Here is a 20,302-nt window from a genome sequence, read left to right as displayed (position 1 = left end):
ACGACGGCGCAGCTACACGGGCTTACAATTCTTGCCAACAGCGGCGGGCTGGTAGGCTCGCGGCCTCTCAATCCGGTTGGCGGGTGGTTTTGTCGTCGTCTGTGTCCGGCATACGGCCGGATACATTGAGGTACAAATCTCCCGCCGGCAGCCCTTGCAGGGGAGGCTTGCAAGACGTAAAAGACAGGGTCGCGCACTTTCACTCGAGCCAGTTCCGCCTCCGGCCGGCTGCAAGCTCAAAGCTGAAAGCGACAACACTGAACACAACAAGGGAAGGGCAGGCAGGTGGAACACATCGATCACATCCTCATCGTCGACGACGACCGCGACATCCGCGAACTGGTGGCCGACTACCTGAAAAAGAACGGTTTGCGCGTGGACGTGGCCGGCGATGGTCGCCAGATGCGTGCCTTCGTCGCCAGTAACGCCGTGGACCTGATCGTGCTGGACATCATGATGCCCGGCGACGATGGCCTGGTCCTGTGTCGCGAGCTGCGCGCCGGCAAGCACAAGGCCACCCCCATCATCATGCTCACCGCCCGTTCGGAGGAGACCGATCGCGTGGTCGGCCTGGAAATGGGCGCTGACGATTACCTGGCCAAGCCGTTCGCCGCCCGCGAACTGCTGGCGCGCATCAAGTCGGTGCTGCGCCGGACCCGCATGCTGCCGCCCAATCTGCAGGTCAGTGAAGCCGGCCGGCTGCTGCGCTTCGGTCCCTGGCGGCTGGATACCTCGGAGCGCCACCTGCTGGCGCCTGATGGCATGGTGGTCACCCTCAGCGGCGCCGAATACCGCCTGCTGCGGGTGTTCGTCGATCACCCGCAGCGGGTGCTCAATCGCGACCAGCTGCTGAGCCTGACCCAGGGGCGCGAAGCCGAGATCTTCGACCGTTCCATCGACCTCCTGGTCAGCCGGCTGCGCCAGCGGCTGGACGATGACGCGCGCGAACCGCGCTACATCAAGACCATCCGCAGCGAGGGTTATGTGTTCTCGATGCCGGTCGAGATCGAGGAAGCCCGCCCGTGACCACGCGTTCAGCTGATGCCGGCGTACCCAGGCGCGTGCTGCGCATGCCCCGCACCCTGGGGGCGCGCCTGTTCCTGATCTTCCTGGCGGCGCTGGCGCTGGCCCATATCCTGTCCTTCGCCGTGCTGTTCCTGGAGCGCTATACCGCAGCGCGCGCGGTCATGCTCGATACGCTGGAAAACGACGTGGCCACCTCGGTCGCCATTCTCGATCGCCTGCCCGCCGCCGAGCGGCCGCAGTGGCTGGCGCCGCTGCAGCGTGATACCTATGGCTATGTCATCGGCGAAGGTCGCGCCGGCATCCCCGAACTGTCGCCCCGGGCGCAGCAGATCGCTGCGCGCATCCGGGCCGCACTGGGTGGCCGCTATCCCTTCACGATGCAGACCGTTCCCGGTCCGCGTGAACATCTGCAGGCGCATCTGCGCCTGTCCGATGGCAGCGCACTGACGGTGGATCTGCATCCGGCCATGAAGCCGCTCACCCAGTGGCTGCCCTACGTGCTGGTGGCGCAATTGCTGTTGCTGGTGCTGTGCAGCTGGTTCGCGGTGCGATTGGCCTTGCGTCCGCTGGCCGACCTCGCCGCCGCTGCCGACCGCCTCGACCTGGGCCGTCCGGGCCCGCCCCTGCAGGAGGACGGTCCGGCCGAAGTCGCCCACGCCGCGACTGCCTTCAACGCCATGCGCGAGCGCATCGCCGATCACCTGCAGGAACGCATGCAGATCCTGGCGGCGGTCTCGCACGACCTGCAGACGCCGCTGACGCGCATGCGGCTGCGTGCCGAGATGGCCGATCCCAGCAGCGAGCGCGACAAGCTGCTCAACGACCTGGCCGAAATCCAGCGTCTGGTGCAGGAGGGCATCGCCTATGCGCGCAGCGCCCACGGCAATGACGAGGCCGCCGTGCGCATCGACCTGGCCTCGTTCCTGGAGAGCATGGTCTTCGATTATCAGGACAGCGGCCAATCGGTGACGCTGGCCGGCACCCTGCCCACGCTGGCCCTGATCACCCGCAGCCATGCGCTGCGTCGCATCCTCACCAACCTGATCGACAATGCGCTCAAGTTCGGTGGGGCCGCCGAGGTGCAAGCCAGTATCCTGCCCGCCGGGCAGTTGCGCATCGCAGTGCGCGACCATGGCCCGGGTATCCCCGAGGACCAGCTGGAGGCGGTATTCCAGCCCTTCGTCCGCCTGGAAGGCTCGCGCAACCGCAGCACTGGCGGCACCGGCCTGGGTCTGGCCATCGCCCGCCAGCTGGCGCTGGCCCTGCAGGGTAGTCTGGTGCTACGCAACCGGTCGGATGTGCCGCAGGGGCTGGAGGCGGAACTGGTGATCAGTTCCCTTTCCTGAGTCGGCGGGGACCTGGGCCGGTGGCTGTTGGTTGTTGGTTGCTGGTTGCTGGTTGCTGGCGCAGGATTGCGTATCCCAATGTATCCGGCGTGGCCGCCGCTACACCGGCTTGCAAAACCAGGCTTGGCCGTACACAAGGGCGATACATCGGCGCGGCATTCTCCTTCATGTCCCATCCACATGAACGGAGAACCCGATGACACAGGAAATCAATCTTCAACGCCGCCGCCTGTTCGGTGGCGCCGCGGCCACCGCCGGCACTGCCATGGTCGCGCAACTGGGCCTGTCGGCCACGGCGTGGGCGCAGTCGCCCGGCCTCGATGAGGGCGCCCTCGGCAAGGTGATGCCGGGCGTGCACACTTCCTTCGGCCAGATCAGGCAGGTGCAGGCCGGCCTGCTCGATGTCGGCTACGCCGATGTCGGTCCGGCCGATGGTCCTGTCGTGATCCTGCTGCATGGCTGGCCCTACGACATCCATAGTTTCGTCGACGTGGCCCCGGCCCTGGCGGCGGCCGGTTATCGCGTACTGGTCCCTTACCTGCGTGGCTACGGCAGTACCCGCTTCCTGTCGGCGTCGACCGTGCGCAATGGCCAGCAGGCGGTCGTGGCACTGGACATCATTGCGTTCATGGATGCACTCAACGTTGATCGCGCCATCTTCGGCGCCTTCGACTGGGGTGCGCGCACCGCCTGCATCATCGCCGCCCAGTGGCCGCAGCGCGTCAAGGCGCTGGTCTCGGTGAGCGGCTACCTGATGACCAATGTCGATGCCGGCCGCCAACCGCTGCCGCCGCAAGCCGAGCTGGACTGGTGGTACCAGTTCTACCTGGCCACCGATCGCGGCGTGGCCGGCTATGAAAAGTACCGCAAGGCTTTTAACCGACTGATCTGGCAGACGGCCTCGCCGCGCTGGCATTTTGACGACGCTACCTATGCCCGCAGCGCCGCCGCGTTCGATAATCCGGACCATGTCGCCATCGTGGTGCACAACTACCGCTGGCGTCTGGGCCTGGCACCGGGCCAGACGCAGTACGACGCGCTGGAGCAGCGCCTGGGCAGCTTCCCCGTGATCACGGTGCCCACCATCACCCTGGAAGGGGACGCCAACGGCGCCCCGCACCTCGAGCCGGCGCTCTATCGCAAGCGCTTCGCCGGGCCGTATGCGCACCACACCTTGACCGGCGGCATCGGCCACAACCTGCCGCAGGAAGCTCCGCGCGAGTTTGCGCTGGCCGTCGTCGAGGCCGATCGCTTGTCGGCCTGATCGCTGGCCTCATCCCAACATCCAGATAAAAGGAAACATCATGCAACGTAGTCTCAACAAAAAAATAGCCTTCGTTACCGGAGGTTCGCGCGGCATCGGCGCGGCCGTTGTTCGCAAGTTGGCGCGCCAGGGCGCGGTGGTCGCATTGACCTTTGCGGGTAGTCATGACAAGGCCAGTGCATTGGTTGCCGAGATTCATGCCGCAGGCGGCCGGGCGCTGGCGATCCAGGCCGACAGTGGTGACCCGGCGGCGCTGCAGGCCGCCATTGCGCAGGTCGTCTCCGAGTTCGGACGCATCGACATTCTGGTCAATAGCGCCGGGCTGTTGCTGCGTGGGGAAGTGGAAGACTTCGCGCTGGAAGATTTCAACCGCATGTTCGAAGTCAATGTGCGCGCAGCATTTGTCGCGGTTCAGGCCACCTTGCCGCACATGGCCGCTGGTTCGGCCATCGTGTTGATAGGCAGCGTGGTGGCCGAACGCGCCGGCTTCCCTGGCAGTGCGGTGTATGCGATGACCAAGGGAGCGCTGGCATCACTGACTCGCGGACTGGCGCGCGACCTGGGGCCTCGTGGTATTACGGTGAGCAATGTGCAGCCGGGGCCGACCGTGACAGATATGAGTCGGGGCGGCGAACCGGAGATGGCCGCCTTGCTGACACCGATGATGCCCATTGGTCGCCTTGGACAGCCGGAGGAAATCGCCGATTTTGTAGCCTTCCTGGTATCGGAGGAGGGGCGCCTCATCACCGGCGCCAGTCTCACTATTGACGGCGGTTTCCTGGCCTGAACCTGATCCCCTCCGAAACCTCGCTTTCAATACAGCGTCTGTGAAGACTCATGCACCAGCTGTGCATACAGCTGATGGCGCAGGCCGGCGATCTCGCCGGCCTGAACCGCTTCCAGCACGGCGCAGCCGGGTTCGTTGAGGTGATGGCAGTTGTAGAAGCGGCACTTGCCCAGGTAGGGTGTGAAGTCACGGAAGGCGCGTTCCAGCATGCCTTCGGAGAGCTGGTACAGGCCGAATTCCTGGAAGCCCGGGGAGTCGATGATGCTGGCCCCGCCCTCCATCTGGTACAGGCGGGTGAAGGTGGTGGTGTGCTTGCCGGTGTCGAGCGCGGCCGAGATTTCGCGGGTGGCGATGTCGGCGTCCGGCACGATCAGGTTGATGATGGAGGACTTGCCCATGCCGGACTGGCCGATCAGGATGGTGCTCTTGCCGGCCAGCAGCGGCATGAAGGCGGCGCGGGTCTCGTCCGGGTGGGCCTTGGCCGAAACCTCGTGTACCGGATAACCCAGGCGCGCATAGACCTGCAGGCGTTCGCGGGTCTTCGGCAGGGCCTCGGTGATGTCGGTCTTGTTCAGGATCAGGTGGGCTGACACGCCCGCCGATTCGGCCGCCACCAGCGCGCGCGAGACCAGGTCGTCGGTAAAGCTGGGCTCGGTCGCCACCACGATGAACAGCTGATCCACATTGGCCGCCAGCAGCTTGGACTTGTACTGGTCGGAGCGGTACAGCAGGGTCTTGCGCTCGTCGATGGCCTCGATCACGCCCTGGTCCGGCGAAGTGCGCGCCAGGCGGATGTGGTCACCCACGGAGACGTCGCTCTTCTTGCCACGGGTGACGCAATGCAGTTTCTGTTCCCCTGCCTGCACAAGATAATGCCGCCCGTGGGCGGCGATCACCAGACCGGATTCCAGGTCGGCCTTGGCGGCCGGTCCGGCGCCGCGTGCTGCGGCTTGCTTGCGGCCAGCCATCAGGCGTTGGCGCGCTGGGCGAAGATGGCGTCGACCTTGGCCGCGCAGACGAAGTCGTTGGCCGAGAGACCGCCACGGCCGTCGTTGACGCTATGGGTATCGAAACGCACGCTGCAGCGGTTGTAGCTCACGCCCAGGTCGGGGTGATGGTCTTCGGCATGGATCACCCAGGCAATCGCATTGACGAAGGCCAGGGTCTCGTAATAGTTGGCGAAGGCGAAGCTGCGCGCCAGCTTGCCGCCTTCGATCTTCCATTCGGGCAGGGCGGCCAGGTGGCTGGCGAGGGCGGCGTCATCCAGGGCCTCGATGGGCTGGACGCAACGGGAAGCGGCGAGGGTGCTTGCGGTAATGCTCATGGGGTTCTCCAACGGTCAGGAAGCTGCATGCCCCTGACCTGTATGCAATGAAAGAAATCAGTGATTGCCAGCCGGCGCAGGTGCTGCCATGGCGCCATGCAGGTGCCGGATGCGCAGCGATGCAGGCGGATGCGAATCGTAGAAGGCCGAGTGCAGCGGGTCGGGGGTGAGCGTGGAGGCGTTGTCCTCATACAGCTTGACCAGCGCCGAGACCAGGTCCTGCGCATGGGTATGCTGGGCGGCAAAGGCATCGGCCTCGAACTCGTGCTTGCGCGAGGACAGCGACGACAGCGGCGAGAGCAGGAAAGTGAAGATCGGCAGCACCAGCATGAACAGGATCAGCGCCATCGCGTCGTTGCTGCCCAGCAGCAGCGGGTCCACGCCCAGCCCGGTATAGAACCAGGCCTGGCCTTTCAGGTAGCCCAGCAGGGCCAGCAGCGCCAGCGACATGGCAAACATCACCACCACCCGCTTGACGATGTGCTTGAGCTTGAAGTGGCCCAGTTCGTGGGCCAGCACGGCCTCGATCTCGTGCGGGGCCAGGCGCGCCAGCAGGGTATCGAAGAAGACGATGCGCTTGCCCGAGCCGAAGCCCGAGAAATACGCATTGCCATGCGCGCTGCGCTTGGAACCATCCATCACGAACAAGCCCTTGGAAGCGAAGCCCACGCGCTGCATCAGACCCTCGATGCGGCTGCGCAGGCTGTCGTCTTCCAGCGCGGTGAACTTGTTGAACAGCGGGGCGATGAAGCTGGGATAGATCACCAGCATCAGCAGCTGGAAGGCGCACAGCACCACCCAGGTGTAGAACCACCACAGCGCGCCGGCCTTGTCCATCAGCGTCAACACCACCCACAGCAATGGCAGGCCGATCACTGCGCCCACCAGGCTCTGCTTGATCATGTCGCTGAAGAACAGGGCGCGGCTCATCTTGTTGAAGCCGAAACCGGCCTCCAGACGGAACTGGCGGACATAGTCGAAGGGAAGGTCGACCAGGCCGGAGATGATGCCGAAGCCGGCCACCAGGGCGATCTGGTAGAGCATCCCGGGGCCGCCGGTCCAGCCCAGCAGCAGGCTGGAGAGCCACTGCAGCCCGCCCAGCAGGGTGAAGCCAATCAGTACCGCCGCATTGACCAGCAAGGTCACCAGCCCGAACTTGGTGCGCGCGACGGTGTAGTCGGCCGCCTTCTGGTGGGCCGACAGGGGAATCTTCTCGGCGAACTCGGGCGGCACGGCGGCGCGATGCGCGATCACATGGCGGATGTGGCGCGACGCCAGCCAGAACCGCACCCCCAGGCTGATCCCCAGGAACACGATGAACAAAACGGAAAACGAAAGTGAAGACATGCGTACCCTGTGCGAAAATATGAAGATTCGTATCGAAATTCGTCAAGAAGTTCGTAGCCCGACTCAAATGCTCGCCGCCGCACTGTTGGCAAGACATCGAGTCATGACGCCCGGCGTGTGCCGGGCGAGCGAACCAGGCAATGGAACCATGCAGCAGATGGGGCCAGATCCCCATCCCGTCAATAAGGAAGAATTATGTCACAAGCCCCCGCCGCGCCCGTCCGGCCCAATGAAATGAACCTGATCTGGGTCGATATGGAAATGACCGGACTGGACCCGGACAAGGATCGCATCATCGAAGTGGCCGTGGTGGTTACCGATGCAGAACTGAACATCCTGGGCGAAGGCCCGGTGCTGGCCGTCCATCAGTCCGACGAACTGCTGGACGGCATGGATGCCTGGAACAAGGGAACCCACGGCCGCTCGGGCCTGATCGACCGCGTCAAGGCTTCCACCGTCACCGAAGCCGATGCCGAGCAGCAGATCATCGCCTTCCTGAAGCAATACGTCCCGGCCGGCAAGTCGCCCATGTGCGGCAATTCGATCTGCCAGGACCGCCGCTTCATGGTGCGCGGCATGCCCAAGCTGGAAGAATTCTTCCACTATCGCAACCTGGATGTGTCGACCCTGAAGGAACTGTGCAAGCGCTGGAAGCCGGAAATCGCCACCGGTTTCAAGAAGCGCCAGATGCATACGGCCCTGGCCGATATCCTGGAGTCGATCGAAGAGCTCAAGTATTACCGCGAGCACTTCATCAAGGAATGATGCGCAGGGCAGCCATGTTGCCCGCAATGCAATAAAAAGGCGCGCCGGCTTCCCGGTGCGCCTTTTTCGTTATGGCCGGAAATGCTTGCCCCGGTGACCTTCTGGCTTATTCGGTGCCGTCTGTGCTGCTGTCCGCGCCACAGCATTTCTTGTACTTCTTGCCACTGCCGCAGGGGCAGGGATCGTTGCGGCCGGTCTTGGGCGCTTCGCGCTGCACCTGTTCCACGGCCGACTTGCGCTTGGGCGCCCAGTAGCGGTGGATGTGAGGAATGGCAGCCTCGATCTCGATGGCCAGCTTGTGGGTCTTGACCGGGTCATCGATGAGCTTGGTTTCTTCCTCTTCCAGCTCTTCCGAGCCCAGCAGGTAGATCGGGCGCATCAGCGGGGCCAGGTTGGAATGGAAGATTTCGTCCCATTGCTCGGCGCGCAACTGGATTCCTTCCCAGAAGCCCCAGGCCCAGGCCTCGGCGTCCAGCAGCGGCTTGCCTTCATGTTCACGTTCGCAGAACAGGGGCTCGTACTCCTTGGGCGCCACTTCGAAGGTGATGGCGATTTCGTTCATGCTGCGCGCGATCAGGCTGGTGATGCGCTCGGCTTCCTTGCCGTTCTTGAACTTGGGCGTGTCTTCCGGACGGCTGCCCCAGACCCGCGGCAGCCATTCGGCCATCAGCACTTCCTGCGGACCGATGGCCAGCGCCGTCAGGTAGCCGTGCAGGGTGTCCATGGTCATCACATCGTCGGCGCAGCGATCGGAGAGGAGAAAATCGTCGAGTTCGTCGAATTCGGCGTCGGAAAGGGGCTGGTCGAGTTGCATGATGGGTCCGGTTGCTGAAGATTGCTATTACCAAAGGCAGGAGTGTAAAGGCATTCAGCCAGGGGCGCGAGCATTGTCGGCGTTGGCTGCCGCAATCTGCTGCGGCGCGGGCGCCGTGGACAGTACAATAGCCGGATGAATCAAGCCGCCACTGCTGACATCCCTGACGTCCCCGACGCCACCTCCTTCGCCACGCTCTCGCCCGATACCGTGCTCGATGCCCTCGACGCCCTGGGCCTATATGGCGACGGCCGCCTGCTGGCATTGAACAGCTATGAAAACCGGGTCTACCAGGTCGGCATGGAAGACGGCCCGCCGCTGGTGGCCAAGTTCTACCGGCCTCTGCGCTGGTCGGATGCGCAAATCCTCGAAGAACATGATTTTTCGCAGGAGTTGGCCGACGAAGAGGTCCCGGTAGTGCCGGCCATGCGCCTGGACACCGGCGCCACCCTGCATCGCCATGCCGGGTTCCGCTTTGCCGTGTTCCAGCGCCATGGCGGCCGCGCCCCTGAGCTGGACGATGCCGACACCCTGGAACGCCTGGGCCGCTTCATCGGCCGCATCCATGCGGTGGGTATGCGCCGTCCCTTCGTCGAGCGCCCCGCGCTGGACCTGGCCAGCTTCGGCCATGAGCCGCGCGACTGGCTGCTGGCGCATGACTTCATTCCCATGGATGTGGCCACCGCCTGGCGTACCACGGTCGAACAAGCCCTGCAGGGCGTGCAACGCTGCTACGACCGCGCAGGCGACATCCGCAGCCTGCGCCTGCACGGGGATTGCCATGTCGGCAATGTCCTGTGGACCGATGCCGGCCCGCATTTCGTCGATTTCGACGACAGTCGCAGTGGCCCTGCCGTGCAAGATCTGTGGATGCTGCTTTCCGGCGAGCGACGCGAGATGGTCGGGCAACTGGCCGACCTGCTGGCCGGGTATGAAAGTTTCTGCGAATTCGAACCGCGAGAACTGTACCTGATCGAAGCGCTGCGTACGCTGCGGCTGATTCATTATTCCGCCTGGCTGGCGCGCCGCTGGGACGACCCGGCGTTTCCGGCCGCCTTCCCCTGGTTCAACACCCAGCGCTACTGGCAAGACCGCATCCTGGAATTGCGCGAGCAGATCGCGCTGATGGATGAGCCGCCCCTGTGGCCGGTGTGAACCGGCACCGATGAACCGCCTGACCTGTTTCCCCCATCTTCCATGAGCCAATCCCTTACCCGCTGCGGCTGGGTCAACCTTGCCAACCCTCGCTACGTCGAGTACCACGACCACGAGTGGGGCCTGCCCTGCCACGACGAAACCCGACTCTTCGAAATGCTCAACCTGGAAGGCGCCCAGGCCGGGCTGTCCTGGGAGACCGTGCTCAACAAGCGCGAGACCTACCGCGCTGCCTTCGACCAATGGGATGCCGAGAAGATCGCCCGCTACGACGAGCGCAAGGTGGCGCAATTGCTGGCCGACCCCGGCATCGTGCGCAATCGCCTGAAGGTGGCCGCCACCATCGGCAATGCCCGCGCCTACCTCAAGCTGCGCGAGGAAGTGGGCGGGCTCGATCCCTATCTGTGGGGCCAGGTCGATGGCCAGCCCATCGTCAACCGCTGGGCCTCGCTGGCCGACTGCCCGGCCAAGACCCCGCTGTCGGACGCCATTTCCAAGGACCTCGCCAAGCGCGGCTTCAAGTTCGTCGGGTCCACCATCATCTACGCCTATCTGCAGGGCGTGGGCGTGATCAACGACCACGTGCGCGATTGCCATTGCCACGGTCGCTGAGTCGACCTGTACCAAAGGGTGGCATGAAGACGGAATGAGGACGGGCGGCCGTGGTCGGGTTTGGTTTACACTCGCAGCCTGCGGCGGTGCATCAGGACTGCCGGGATAGATTCACGAGGCCGGCTGGCGCCATGCCAGGCCGGTGAAGTATGGGAGTAGCATGATTTTCGTCAAATGGTTTGGCTGGTCGGTCCTCTGGCTGCTGCCGCTGCTGCTGCGCACGGTGGCGCGCGCGCTCGGCCGCAAGTCCATCTTCGGCGGCCGCGGCGCCATCCGCCTTTGGTGTGGCAGCCTGTTGCTGCTGGCCGCCAGCGGCGCGCTGGAAGCGCTGGTGCGCGCACAACTGAGCAACAGTGATGATGGCCCCAGCGGCGACCTGGTCGGCGCGGCCCTGATGGAAGCCCTCGGCGGCAAGATCAGCAAGGGCATCGCTGCCGTGGTCTTGCTGGCGTTGCTGGCGCTGGGCCTGAAGTGGTTGCTCGGTGCCATCTTTGGTCGTAACGATGCGCAGAGCCGCGACGATCACCCGGAGCTGGACCTGGGACCACCCCGACGCGGCAGCATCGAGAGCGAACGCGTACGCCTGAGCAGTCAGCGCAGCAGTTTCCCGGCGGGCGCCGAGCGTCGCACGCCAGCGGTGCGCCCGCCCGTGCCGCCTCGCACAGCGGCCCATGCATCTGGCCATGCCGCGAACCGCTCGCCGGTGGGTTCGCCCTTCGAGCCGCGCCCGCGTCCGGCCCGCCTCACGCCGACCCCCGCCAATGAGCGCCCGCACGAGGGTGCTGCCCGTGACGACTGGAAGGTACCGCTGTCGGCCCTGACCGGCGGCCAGTCGCGCCATGCCCAGGCAGGGCAGGGCGGCCAAGGCGGGCAAGGGGGCAAATGGCCTTCGCTCAATCCCCGTCCGTCCGGCCCCGCCGCCAAGGCGCGCCCGGAATCCGAATGGGCCGCTTTCGAAACCCTGCGCCCGACCGAAGCCATGCTGGCCCGCGCCGCCGCCAGCCGCGCCATCTCGGCCGCCAGTGCCGCCGCCGACGCCAGCCTCTCGCGGGCGGCCAGCCCGGCGTTACCGATCCGCCCGATTCCGTCCTCGATTGCCCGTTCCGCCAGTGACCAGCAGGCAACGCCGTCCCCGCTCAATCCGACCCGCAGCATCCGCATCAGCAGCGTAGGCCGTGCCGCGCCGCAGGCTGCAGCGCCGACCGGGCCGACACCGCGTGCCGATGTGATTCCGACCCGCCTGATGCGCTCCCTGCACGAGGCCGATGGTCTGCAGGGGCCGACGCCACCGGCCGCGCCCATCGTGCCGATGGCGCCGATAGTGTCGATGCAGCCGCCTTCGCCACTGCCTTCCGCGCTGCAGGAGCCACTCATCCCCGACCTGCCGACCGTGCCCGAGCTGCCGCTGGCGGGGGCAAGCTGGGCACCGGCCGAACCCGCACAAGCGCCCGTCGCGCCCGCGTCGGAGCCGGAAGCGCTCTCGCCCGCCGACGACGAACCGATCGACCTCGGCACCTTCAATGCGCCCTGGTTCGACATGCTGCCCGATCCGGCATCGCCAGCATCGCCGGCGTCCCAGCAGCCGGCCTTCACCGTGCGCATGCCCGAACCGCAGCCGGCCGTGGCCGCGCCGGTGGCCAGGGTCTATCCCGAGCACGAGGACGAGCCCCGGGTGGATATCCCGCTGCCCTCGCTGGACCTGCTGGACGAAGTCCCCGAGTCGCGCATCGAGATCGATCCCGAGCAACTGCAGGAAACCGGCCGCCTGATCGAACAGCGTCTCAAGGAATTCAAGGTCCCCGTGACCGTGCTGGGCGCCGAAGCCGGCCCGGTGATCACCCGCTTCGAAGTGGAACCGGCGCAGGGCGTGCGCGGCGCCCAGGTGGTGAATCTGATGAAGGACCTGTCGCGGGCGCTGGGGCTGACCTCCATCCGGGTGGTCGAGACCATCCCCGGCAAGACCTGCATGGGCCTGGAACTGCCCAATGCGCGCCGGCAGATGATCAAGCTCTCCGAGATCGTCCATTCCCAGGCCTACCGCAAGTCGTCGTCGCACCTCACCATTGCCATGGGCAAGGACATCACCGGCACGCCCGTGGTGACCGACCTGGCGCGGGCACCGCACATGCTGGTGGCCGGTACCACCGGCTCGGGCAAGTCGGTGGCCATCAATGCCATGATCCTCTCGCTGCTCTACAAGGCCACGCCCGAGGAAGTGCGCATGATCATGATCGACCCCAAGATGCTGGAGCTGTCCATCTATGAGGGTATCCCGCACCTCCTGGCACCGGTGGTGACTGACATGCGCGAGGCCGCCCATGCCCTGAACTGGGCGGTGGACGAGATGGAGCGCCGCTACAAGAAGATGTCCAAGCTGGGCGTGCGCAACCTGGCCGGCTACAACCAGAAGCTGGACGAAGCCGCCGCCCGTGGCGAGAAGATTCCCAATCCCTTCAGCCTCACGCCGGACGCTCCGGAACCGCTGGAAAAGCTGCCCACCATCGTGATCGTGATCGACGAACTGGCCGACCTGATGATGGTGGTCGGCAAGAAGGTCGAAGAGCTGATCGCCCGCCTGGCGCAGAAGGCGCGGGCGGCCGGCATCCACCTGATCCTGGCCACCCAGCGTCCTTCGGTGGACGTGATCACCGGCCTGATCAAGGCCAACATCCCGACCCGCGTGGCCTTCCAGGTGTCTTCCAAGATCGACTCGCGCACCGTGCTGGACCAGATGGGTGCGGAATCCCTGCTGGGCCATGGCGACATGCTGTTCCTGCCGCCAGGCTCGGGCTACCCGCAGCGCGTGCACGGCGCCTTCGTGTCCGACGAAGAGGTGCATCGCGTGGTGGAATACCTGAAGTCCTTTGGCGAGCCGCGTTATATCGAGGAAATCCTGGCCCCGCCGATGTCCGAGGACACGGCCCAGGCCGACATGTTCGCCGGTGGCGAGGGGGGCGATCCGGAGTCCGATCCGCTCTACGACGAGGCCGTGGCCTTCGTGCTCAAGACACGGCGCGCCTCGATCTCGTCGGTGCAGCGGCAATTGCGCATCGGCTACAACCGTGCGGCGCGGCTCGTAGAACAGATGGAGACAGCCGGCGTGCTCTCGGCCATGTCGCGCAACGGCAGCCGCGACATTCTGGTCCCGCCCTCTGGCGGCGAGGAATAGAGGCAACGGCATCGGTGCCAGCGCCATCGCGAATATCCGGCGGCACAAGACAAAACGGCGAACCCTTGCAGGTTCGCCGTTTTGCTTGAACGCCGTCTCGGGCGATCAGACCATCAGAGCGCCAGTCCTCAGATATCCAGCTGGGTCACCAGCTTGGTATTGATGTAGGCCTCGATGGCTTCGGTACCGCCTTCGGAACCATAGCCACTGTCCTTGACGCCGCCGAAGGGCAGTTCCGGGAAGGCCAGGCCCAGGTGGTTGATGGTCAGCATGCCGCTTTCCACACGTGCGGCCAGTGCGTGCTTGGTCTGTGCCGACTTGGCGAAGGCATAGGCCGCCAGGCCGAAGGGCAGGCGATTGGCTTCGGCGATGACTTCATCGAGGGTCTCGAAGGAGTTGATCAGTGCCAGCGGACCGAAGGGCTCTTCATTCATCACGCGTGCGCTCAGCGGCACGTTGGTCAACACGGTGGGCTGGAAGAAGTAACCCTTGTCACCGATGCGCTTGCCACCGGTGCGCAGTTGCGCGCCGTTGGAGACGGCATCGTCGATCAGCGCTTCCAGTGCAGGAATACGGCGCTTGTTGGCCACCGGACCCATGTTCACGCCAGCTTCCAGGCCATTGCCGACCTTCAGTTGTTCGGCATAGGTGACGAACTTGTCGACGAAGGCGTTGAACACGCCCTTCTGCACCAGGAAGCGGGTCGGCGACACGCATACCTGACCGGCATTGCGGAACTTGGACGTCGCCAGGGTCTTGGCGGCCAGGTCCACATCCACGTCATCGAACACCATGGCCGGCGCATGGCCGCCCAGTTCCATCGTGGCGCGCTTCATGTGCTGGCCGGCCAGCGCCGCCAGTTGCTTGCCCACCGGAGTGGAACCGGTGAAGGAAATCTTGCGGATCACCGGATGCGGGATCAGGTATTCCGAAATCTCCGCCGGCACGCCATAGACCAGGTTGATGACGCCGGCCGGCACGCCTGCATCGGCGTAGGCACGGATCAGTTCAGCCGGCGAAGCCGGAGTTTCCTCGGGGGCCTTGACGATGATGGAACAGCCTGCCGCCAGCGCGGCCGACATCTTGCGTACCACCTGGTTGATCGGGAAGTTCCAGGGCGTGAAGGCAGCCACCGGGCCGACCGGTTCCTTGATCACCATCTGGTAGGCGCCCGGGGTGCGGGCCGGTACCAGGCGACCGTAGGTGCGGCGGGCTTCTTCGGCGAACCAGTCGATGGTGTCGGCGGCGCCCAGGGTTTCCATCTTGGCTTCGGCCAGCGGCTTGCCTTGTTCCTGGGTCATCAGGCGGGCGATCTCGTCGACGCGCTCACGCAGCAGGTCGGCTGCCTTGCGCATGATCTTGGAGCGATCGAAGGCGGACATGTTGCGCCAGATCTCGAAACCCTTTTTGGCGGCCTCCAGGGCGCGGTCCAGGTCGGCGCGGTCAGCGTGGGCGATCTTGCCGATCACTTCCTCGGTGGCCGGGTTGACGACATCGATGGTGCGACCGGAAGCGCTGGCGGTCCATTCGCCGTTGATGAAAAGCTGTACGTCCTTATACATGGGCAATCCTCGTTCGTCAGGTTGGGGGAAGGGCCGGCGCTGCCCGGTTCAGCCCAGCGGGCCGGAACCGGTGGCACGCGCTGCGGCCAGGGGGAATTCAGACAGACCGGATGCTGCCGATCTGGTTCATGCGCGATGTTGCCGACGAGGGCAGTGGCCGCTGCACGAAAGACTGTCTTTATACCATGCGCCCTGTTTTCGCGTCGCCTGCCGGCACGCCGACAGCGGCTTCCTACAAGGCCGGACGGGCCGATAAGGCGAAGGAACATTACTTCACGCGCATCGGTCACAATGGCATAACAATATGCCCAGCCGAGGTCCCCATGAGCAGCTCTCCCGCCCCATTGCATCCGGCCCGCCATGCTGCCGCCGCTCCCGCTGACGATTCCCCTGATGCGATGCCCTCCAGCGATGCCAGCCAGCACGCCGATGGGGCAACGCGCGCCGTTGGTTCTGGCAGGCAGAGCCCAGCGGCCGGCGCCACCGGCGGCGTCATCGCCGGTGCGTTGCTGAGTGCCGGCCTGGGTATCTGGCTGGGCCGCAAGCGGCGCCAGCGCCGCACGTCGGTGACACCAACGCCAACGCATGCAACGCCCCGCCCGCAGCCGGCCGCGACCACGCGGCGTGCCACTGGCGCGCACGCTGCTCATGACGCCATTCCGCAAGGCCTGGAGCAGGCCTTGCGCCTGATGACCCTGGCTACGCCATTGATCGCCGCCTGGCGCAAGGGGTCGGCGCGCGCCAGCGTGGCCAGGGCCCAAGCCAAGGCCAAGGCCAAGGCGGACGAGGCCTTGCCGCCGGATGCGCCAGCCCGCATGGACATCGTCAAGGCACGTCTGGAACCGGCGCCGTCGGACTATCTGGACCCGGCCGCCGAGGTCAAGATGATCAAGGGCGGCACGCGGCCCCAGCAGGCCTGGCAGATGACGGTGGCCGCCATCAATGCGTGGCTGGATGACTTCGCCCCCAGCATGGGGGCGGCGATCGCCTACTACACCATCTTTTCCATTGCCCCCATGCTGGTGATCGCCATCGCCGTGGCCGGCATGCTGTTCGGTCACGATGCGGCGCAAGGCGAGATCGTCAACCAGATCCGCGATATCGTCGGCACCGAAGGGGCTTTTGCCATCCAGGGCTTGCTCAAGTCGGTCAGCCAGCCCCGCGAGGGCATGATCGCTGCCGGCATTTCGGTGGTGACTCTGGTCATCGGTGCCACGGCGGTGTTTTCGGAATTGCAGAGCGCGCTGGACCGTATCTGGCGCATCCCGGCCGTCAAGCGCAAGAGCGGGGTATGGCAATTGGCCCGCACCCGTCTGCTGTCGTTCGGGCTGATCCTGGGGCTGGGCTTCCTGCTGATCATCTCGCTGGTGGTCAGTGCTGCGCTGGCAGCACTGGGGCGCTGGTGGGGCGGCTGGTTCGAGGGCTGGCAACTGATGCTGCAATTGCTGAACTTCGTGCTGTCCTTCGTGGTGTTCTCCACGCTCTTTTCGATGATCTACAAGTTCATGCCGCGGGTGACCTTGTCCTGGCGCGATGTCTGGATCGGCGCGGTCGCCACCACGGTGCTCTTCATCATCGGCAAATACCTGATCGGCCTGTACCTGGGCAGCACCGGCATGACCTCCGGCTTCGGTGCGGCCGGTTCGTTTGCGCTGCTGCTGCTGTGGATCTACTACTCGGCGCAGATCTTCCTGCTGGGCGCCGAGTTCACCTGGATCTATGCCAACAATTTCGGCTCACGTGCGCGCCGCCAAAAGCTGGTCAGTACCATCGAAGATCATCATGTGAGCCTGGAACAGGCTCAGCAGGTGGTGCGCGGCAACGACAAGCCGCGCTGAGGAGACAGCGCCAGTGCCGGACATTCTTCCACGGCCCACTGGCGCAAGGTGTCGCCGAAACCGCCACGGGCCTTGCTCTGCGGCCGGGTGCTGGTGCTCACACGGGGACGCGCACTCCAGGCGATATGGGCACCCATGGCCTGCAGTGCCTGGACCAGCGCGACATCTTCATGGCAGGACAAAGGCGGGAAGCCGCCCGCCTGGCGATAGGCCCGCGCACAGACGCCGAAGTTGGCACCGTGGATGTGGCGATGATCATCGCGATCCAGATAGTCACGGGCGAAGCGGTGCCGCACCTCCGGCGGATGGCCGCGCCAGTCATCGGGCATCACGGTGCCGCAGACGGCATCGGCCTGTAGCCCCAGCTGCGCCACCAGCCAGTCCGGGGCAACTTGCGTGTCCGCATCGGTAAAGGCCAGCCAGCGTGCTCCCTGGGCCAGCAGTTGATCGGCACCCAGCGCGCGTGCCACGCCGACCTTGCGCGCCTGTATCGGCAGCACGCTCACCGGGTGGCGGCGGGCAATGCTCTCGGAGCCATCGCTGCAGGCATCCAGCACCACCACGATGCGCACTTCCTCGCCCCGCAGATCACCATGCGCGGCGGCCTCGCGCACCGCTTGCAGGCAGGGCTCCAGCAGGGCTTCTTCATCGTGGGCGGGAATGACGATGCCTATCATGACGTGCTCCTCTCCTCGTTGTTTTACCGTCCGATCAATGAGATCAATGCGTCGGACGGATTCAGGTCTTGCGCCACAGGTCGACCAGGATGTCCTCGTCTTCATAGCAGGCCTGGCGTTTGAGCCGCGCATGGGCGTCGATCAACTGGTGCATGGGACGGGTGGCGAGCAGCCGGTCATCGAAATCCTTCTTCCAGTGGCAGGCCAGCAGATGGCCGCCGGGTGCCAGGCTGCCCGCGGCGAGCGTGGAGATCTCGGCCATCTGCGGCGCATCGAAGTAATAGCAGAGCTCGGAAAACAGGATCAGCTCGAACTCCGGCATGTCCTGCGCCGGTGCCGGCCATTGCTCGGGCAAGGCTTGCCGACGCACGTGGACATGCGGCAGATGCGCCGTCTTGTCGCGGGTGATGCGCACCGCATCTTCACAGAAGTCGGACGCCACCAGATGCCCGCAACGTTCGGCCAACTGCAAGGTCAGTTCGCCACTGCCGCAACCTGGCTCGAAGATGGCCGTGCAGTGCTGGCGCGGCAGCATCGCTGCGACGATGGCGCGCTTGCGTTGCTCGTACCAGCTGGTCCTGGTGTTCCAGGGATCGGTACTGGCCGCATACAACTGGTCGAAGTGTCCGCTGTCGCCGCTCCTCATAGGAAGAACACCTCGTAGGGACGCACGAAGTGCGCCAGCACGCCGGCCGGCAGCACCGGATCGCGCTCGCCATCGCGACCGATCTGGCTGTGGTAGCAACGCAGGGCGCGGCGCTTGCGCAGGGCGGTGTCGGCATCGAAGCCCAGCTTGTGTGCCCGGCCCCAGGGGAAGTCGCCCGACAGCGGCTGCGCCCAGTGCCAGCCCCAGATCGGCACTTCGACCAGCTTGCAGCCCAGTTCATGTTCCAGCTCGGCGGCGATCTCGCCCACCGTCTCATGGTCGGGATGGCCGTCCAGGCGCCACGGGGCAAAGACGATATCCGTGTGGCGCAGCTGCGCGATCAGCCAGGCTTTCAATTCCAGCCGGTGCTGGCGGATCTGGCCGTCCGGGATGCGGGCGCGCAGGATCTGGGCCTGCCCCGCGCCCAGACATTCCAGCGCGGCCATGCTCTCGGCCGGCCGCAGCAGAGGCAGCCGCTGCGCCAGGGGGGATGAAACGGGATGGCTGCGCTCACCATCGCTGACGGCCACCACCGCGATTTCCCGCATCATGCCCGCCAGCTGCGCGATCAGACCGCCGCAGCCCAGCGTTTCATCATCCGGATGCGGCGCCAGGATCACCGCCCGTGAGCGGGGTGGCACCAGCTTGCACAGTTCGATCTCGGGCAGCGCATGCAGACGCTGGCAGGATTGCCAGACCTCTTCGGCAGTGCCGTGGACGACATCGATATGGCGTGCGTGGTGTGCGGCGGCGCCGCGCCGTACGGGCGCAGGGGTATTCACAATAAGCATGGGGCGGACTCCTCTTGCAGGCAGGATGTGGCCAGGGCGGCCAGGTCGCGTTCGGCATGGCTCTGGCGCAGCCACACAGGCAGGTCGGCCAGCAGGCGCGCACTGCGCCGCTGGCCACAATAAGGATGGGGGCCCAGCGCAGCGCCCAGGTCGCTGATGATCTGCGTGCAGGCGCGTTCGACGATGAGGCGGGACCGCAAGGCATGACGCATGGCGTTCTCGCCCGGGAAGGCATCGATGCGCGCCGCGCTTTCGCGCAGCGTGGCTGCCGAGGTGGACAGCGCGCATTCGGCACTGCCCAGGCGTGCCAGGGCATGTGGGTCGGCACGTTGCGCCAGTTGCTCGCGCAGCAGCGCCACCAACGCCGCCGCCGCACCATGCCAGCAGGCCGCAATGCCGATGCCCCCCTGCCAGAAGCCGGGGCGGTCCAGATAGAAACCGGGCCCGCCCACCCGTTGGGCGCTGGCATTGTGCAGACGCAGGCGAGCGGTGCGCGTGGCGGACATGCCCACGGCCGCCCAGTCGTCCTCGATGATCTCGACCCCGCGCTGCCCCAGTTCCAGCGCCAGCAGCCAGGTCTGACCGGCGTCGTCGCGATGGCTCAGCAGCGCGTGCGTGACCGAGGCGGCGCCGGAGCACCAGGGCTTTTCTCCGTCCAGCAGGACATGCTCTTCCGCTGCCGGTGTGCGCATGCCAAGGCTGCCGGGACGGCCCTGGGCGCACCAGACGCCCCAGATGGAACGAGCCGGGCGCGCGTGTCCGGCTTCAGCCAGGATGGCCAGCGCATCGGTATGGGCTTCGTAGAGCTTGGCCAGCGACAGATCATGCGCGGCCACCGCTGCCAATGCCTGCCAGCGCGCCAGCGTTTCACCGTGGCCGGGCAGGGGGAGGCGATCCAGCCCCGCCGTCACCAGCTGGCGCAGCAGCCGCGCATCCAGCGTGGCCACTTGTTCGTGCGCACAAGCAGCCAGGGCGGGCGCGATGAATTGTTCCAGCTGCGCCGGCAGGGAAGGGCAATCGGGCAGATCAGCGAGGGCAGGGCGATTCATGATGACCGGGCCAGGTTCAGGGGATTCAGGCAGCCCGGGACGGGCCGCAACGATACCGAGTATGCGCGGCGCTGCGGAGGCCCGATGTCGGCGTGCAGCTGTGTTTGTCGTAGGACTTCATTAGGCCCGG

At 65.7% G+C, this 20,302-nt stretch carries 19 protein-coding genes; 10 read left to right on the top strand and 9 right to left on the bottom strand.

The annotated features are described in order from the left end of the window. The first annotated feature begins 285 nt into the window (after positions 1-285). The 4 genes from HWE04_RS06990 to HWE04_RS06975 all read left to right on the top strand — a co-directional run bounded on the left by HWE04_RS06990 (position 286) and on the right by HWE04_RS06975 (position 4,423). The gene (locus HWE04_RS06990) at positions 286-1,026 is read left to right on the top strand and encodes a response regulator (RefSeq protein ID WP_234295891.1); all 741 of its coding nucleotides are present in this window, start codon (positions 286-288) and stop codon (positions 1,024-1,026) included. Beyond that, the gene (locus HWE04_RS06985) at positions 1,023-2,372 is read left to right on the top strand and encodes a sensor histidine kinase (RefSeq protein WP_446719211.1); all 1,350 of its coding nucleotides are present in this window, start codon (positions 1,023-1,025) and stop codon (positions 2,370-2,372) included. Before HWE04_RS06990 ends, HWE04_RS06985 begins: the two co-directional genes overlap by 4 nt. A gap of 196 nt (positions 2,373-2,568) precedes the next feature. Further along, complete coding sequence (locus HWE04_RS06980; RefSeq protein ID WP_241811948.1) at positions 2,569-3,636, top strand: alpha/beta fold hydrolase; 1,068 nt, start codon at positions 2,569-2,571, stop codon at positions 3,634-3,636. Between the two features lie 40 nt (positions 3,637-3,676). Next, on the top strand, positions 3,677-4,423 hold the full coding sequence (locus HWE04_RS06975) for a 3-oxoacyl-ACP reductase family protein (RefSeq protein ID WP_241811947.1): 747 nt from the start codon (positions 3,677-3,679) through the stop codon (positions 4,421-4,423). Positions 4,424-4,449: 26 nt separating this feature from the next. Here HWE04_RS06975 and rsgA read toward each other — a convergent pair whose 3' ends face one another. Genes rsgA through HWE04_RS06960 form a run of 3 tightly spaced genes read right to left on the bottom strand, consistent with a single transcriptional unit; the run spans position 4,450 to position 7,094 of the window. Continuing rightward, on the bottom strand, positions 4,450-5,391 hold the full coding sequence (gene rsgA, locus HWE04_RS06970) for a ribosome small subunit-dependent GTPase A (protein ID WP_077237827.1): 942 nt from the start codon (positions 5,389-5,391) through the stop codon (positions 4,450-4,452). Beyond that, complete coding sequence (locus tag HWE04_RS06965) at positions 5,391-5,747, bottom strand: 4a-hydroxytetrahydrobiopterin dehydratase (protein WP_077237828.1); 357 nt, start codon at positions 5,745-5,747, stop codon at positions 5,391-5,393. Before HWE04_RS06965 ends, rsgA begins: the two co-directional genes overlap by 1 nt. A gap of 57 nt (positions 5,748-5,804) precedes the next feature. Then, on the bottom strand, positions 5,805-7,094 hold the full coding sequence (locus HWE04_RS06960; RefSeq protein ID WP_077237829.1) for a M48 family metallopeptidase: 1,290 nt from the start codon (positions 7,092-7,094) through the stop codon (positions 5,805-5,807). Between HWE04_RS06960 and HWE04_RS06955 the strand changes: the two genes are divergently transcribed. Together HWE04_RS06955 and orn are read left to right on the top strand one after the other, a co-directional pair. After that, on the top strand, positions 7,063-7,332 hold the full coding sequence (locus HWE04_RS06955) for a hypothetical protein (protein ID WP_241811946.1): 270 nt from the start codon (positions 7,063-7,065) through the stop codon (positions 7,330-7,332). The two genes, HWE04_RS06960 and HWE04_RS06955, sit on opposite strands and share 32 nt — an antisense overlap. After that, positions 7,290-7,859 (top strand): oligoribonuclease, encoded by a 570-nt coding sequence (gene orn / locus HWE04_RS06950; protein WP_006465640.1) that lies wholly within the window; start codon positions 7,290-7,292, stop codon positions 7,857-7,859. The genes HWE04_RS06955 and orn overlap by 43 nt, the downstream gene beginning before the upstream one ends. Positions 7,860-7,965: 106 nt before the next feature. Here the strand turns inward: orn and HWE04_RS06945 are convergent, their stop codons facing one another. Then, complete coding sequence (locus HWE04_RS06945; RefSeq protein ID WP_006465639.1) at positions 7,966-8,673, bottom strand: UPF0149 family protein; 708 nt, start codon at positions 8,671-8,673, stop codon at positions 7,966-7,968. Between the two features lie 135 nt (positions 8,674-8,808). Here HWE04_RS06945 and HWE04_RS06940 point away from each other — a divergent pair, with 135 nt between their 5' ends. The 3 genes from HWE04_RS06940 (at position 8,809) to HWE04_RS06930 (ending at position 13,609) form a co-directional block, all read left to right on the top strand. After that, positions 8,809-9,828 (top strand): serine/threonine protein kinase, encoded by a 1,020-nt coding sequence (locus HWE04_RS06940; RefSeq protein ID WP_241811945.1) that lies wholly within the window; start codon positions 8,809-8,811, stop codon positions 9,826-9,828. Positions 9,829-9,870: 42 nt separating this feature from the next. Further along, positions 9,871-10,440 carry a DNA-3-methyladenine glycosylase I gene (locus tag HWE04_RS06935; RefSeq protein ID WP_077237832.1) on the top strand — a complete coding sequence of 190 codons (570 nt, stop codon included), beginning with the start codon at positions 9,871-9,873 and terminating at the stop codon, positions 10,438-10,440. Between the two features lie 160 nt (positions 10,441-10,600). Continuing rightward, complete coding sequence (locus tag HWE04_RS06930) at positions 10,601-13,609, top strand: DNA translocase FtsK (RefSeq protein ID WP_241811944.1); 3,009 nt, start codon at positions 10,601-10,603, stop codon at positions 13,607-13,609. 128 nt (positions 13,610-13,737) lie between these two features. On the opposite strand, the gene HWE04_RS06925 is transcribed toward HWE04_RS06930, so the two are convergent. After that, the gene (locus tag HWE04_RS06925; RefSeq protein ID WP_241811943.1) at positions 13,738-15,171 is read right to left on the bottom strand and encodes an NAD-dependent succinate-semialdehyde dehydrogenase; all 1,434 of its coding nucleotides are present in this window, start codon (positions 15,169-15,171) and stop codon (positions 13,738-13,740) included. A 323-nt stretch (positions 15,172-15,494) separates the two neighbouring features. On the opposite strand from HWE04_RS06925, the gene HWE04_RS06920 reads away from it, so the two are divergent. Then, positions 15,495-17,009: a YihY/virulence factor BrkB family protein gene (locus tag HWE04_RS06920; protein WP_241811942.1), complete on the top strand. Its 1,515-nt coding sequence runs from the start codon at positions 15,495-15,497 to the stop codon at positions 17,007-17,009. Here the strand turns inward: HWE04_RS06920 and HWE04_RS06915 are convergent. The 4 genes from HWE04_RS06915 to HWE04_RS06900 all read right to left on the bottom strand — a co-directional run bounded on the left by HWE04_RS06915 (position 16,973) and on the right by HWE04_RS06900 (position 20,172). Next, complete coding sequence (locus HWE04_RS06915) at positions 16,973-17,686, bottom strand: glycosyltransferase (RefSeq protein ID WP_241811941.1); 714 nt, start codon at positions 17,684-17,686, stop codon at positions 16,973-16,975. The genes HWE04_RS06920 and HWE04_RS06915 overlap by 37 nt on opposite strands. Positions 17,687-17,747: 61 nt before the next feature. Beyond that, on the bottom strand, positions 17,748-18,332 hold the full coding sequence (locus HWE04_RS06910; RefSeq protein ID WP_241811940.1) for a methyltransferase domain-containing protein: 585 nt from the start codon (positions 18,330-18,332) through the stop codon (positions 17,748-17,750). Next, positions 18,329-19,123: a PIG-L deacetylase family protein gene (locus tag HWE04_RS06905; protein ID WP_241811939.1), complete on the bottom strand. Its 795-nt coding sequence runs from the start codon at positions 19,121-19,123 to the stop codon at positions 18,329-18,331. The genes HWE04_RS06910 and HWE04_RS06905 overlap by 4 nt, the downstream gene beginning before the upstream one ends. Next, the gene (locus HWE04_RS06900) at positions 19,111-20,172 is read right to left on the bottom strand and encodes an acyl-CoA dehydrogenase (protein ID WP_241811938.1); all 1,062 of its coding nucleotides are present in this window, start codon (positions 20,170-20,172) and stop codon (positions 19,111-19,113) included. The genes HWE04_RS06905 and HWE04_RS06900 overlap by 13 nt, the downstream gene beginning before the upstream one ends. Positions 20,173-20,302: the final 130 nt, after the last annotated feature.

This window comes from Herbaspirillum sp. C7C2 (assembly GCF_022627865.1).
GTDB lineage: Bacteria > Pseudomonadota > Gammaproteobacteria > Burkholderiales > Burkholderiaceae_D > Herbaspirillum > Herbaspirillum frisingense.
The sequence above is the reverse complement of the archived record's forward strand: the minus strand, read 5'-3'. Positions and strand labels throughout refer to the sequence as shown.

Excerpts from the sequence above, each read along its gene's own strand:
- HWE04_RS06980 (WP_241811948.1), top strand. The coding sequence starts at position 2,569 with ATGACACAGGAAATCAATCTTCAACGCCGCCGCCTGTTCGGTGGCGCC.
- HWE04_RS06975 (WP_241811947.1), top strand. The coding sequence starts at position 3,677 with ATGCAACGTAGTCTCAACAAAAAAATAGCCTTCGTTACCGGAGGTTCG.
- rsgA (WP_077237827.1), bottom strand. The coding sequence starts at position 5,391 with ATGGCTGGCCGCAAGCAAGCCGCAGCACGCGGCGCCGGACCGGCCGCC.
- HWE04_RS06965 (WP_077237828.1), bottom strand. The coding sequence starts at position 5,747 with ATGAGCATTACCGCAAGCACCCTCGCCGCTTCCCGTTGCGTCCAGCCC.
- HWE04_RS06955 (WP_241811946.1), top strand. The coding sequence starts at position 7,063 with ATGAACAAAACGGAAAACGAAAGTGAAGACATGCGTACCCTGTGCGAA.
- HWE04_RS06960 (WP_077237829.1), bottom strand. The coding sequence starts at position 7,094 with ATGTCTTCACTTTCGTTTTCCGTTTTGTTCATCGTGTTCCTGGGGATC.
- orn (WP_006465640.1), top strand. The coding sequence starts at position 7,290 with ATGTCACAAGCCCCCGCCGCGCCCGTCCGGCCCAATGAAATGAACCTG.
- HWE04_RS06945 (WP_006465639.1), bottom strand. The coding sequence starts at position 8,673 with ATGCAACTCGACCAGCCCCTTTCCGACGCCGAATTCGACGAACTCGAC.
- HWE04_RS06940 (WP_241811945.1), top strand. The coding sequence starts at position 8,809 with ATGAATCAAGCCGCCACTGCTGACATCCCTGACGTCCCCGACGCCACC.
- HWE04_RS06935 (WP_077237832.1), top strand. The coding sequence starts at position 9,871 with ATGAGCCAATCCCTTACCCGCTGCGGCTGGGTCAACCTTGCCAACCCT.
- HWE04_RS06930 (WP_241811944.1), top strand. The coding sequence starts at position 10,601 with ATGATTTTCGTCAAATGGTTTGGCTGGTCGGTCCTCTGGCTGCTGCCG.
- HWE04_RS06925 (WP_241811943.1), bottom strand. The coding sequence starts at position 15,171 with ATGTATAAGGACGTACAGCTTTTCATCAACGGCGAATGGACCGCCAGC.
- HWE04_RS06920 (WP_241811942.1), top strand. The coding sequence starts at position 15,495 with ATGAGCAGCTCTCCCGCCCCATTGCATCCGGCCCGCCATGCTGCCGCC.
- HWE04_RS06915 (WP_241811941.1), bottom strand. The coding sequence starts at position 17,686 with ATGATAGGCATCGTCATTCCCGCCCACGATGAAGAAGCCCTGCTGGAG.
- HWE04_RS06910 (WP_241811940.1), bottom strand. The coding sequence starts at position 18,332 with ATGAGGAGCGGCGACAGCGGACACTTCGACCAGTTGTATGCGGCCAGT.
- HWE04_RS06905 (WP_241811939.1), bottom strand. The coding sequence starts at position 19,123 with ATGCTTATTGTGAATACCCCTGCGCCCGTACGGCGCGGCGCCGCCGCA.
- HWE04_RS06900 (WP_241811938.1), bottom strand. The coding sequence starts at position 20,172 with ATGAATCGCCCTGCCCTCGCTGATCTGCCCGATTGCCCTTCCCTGCCG.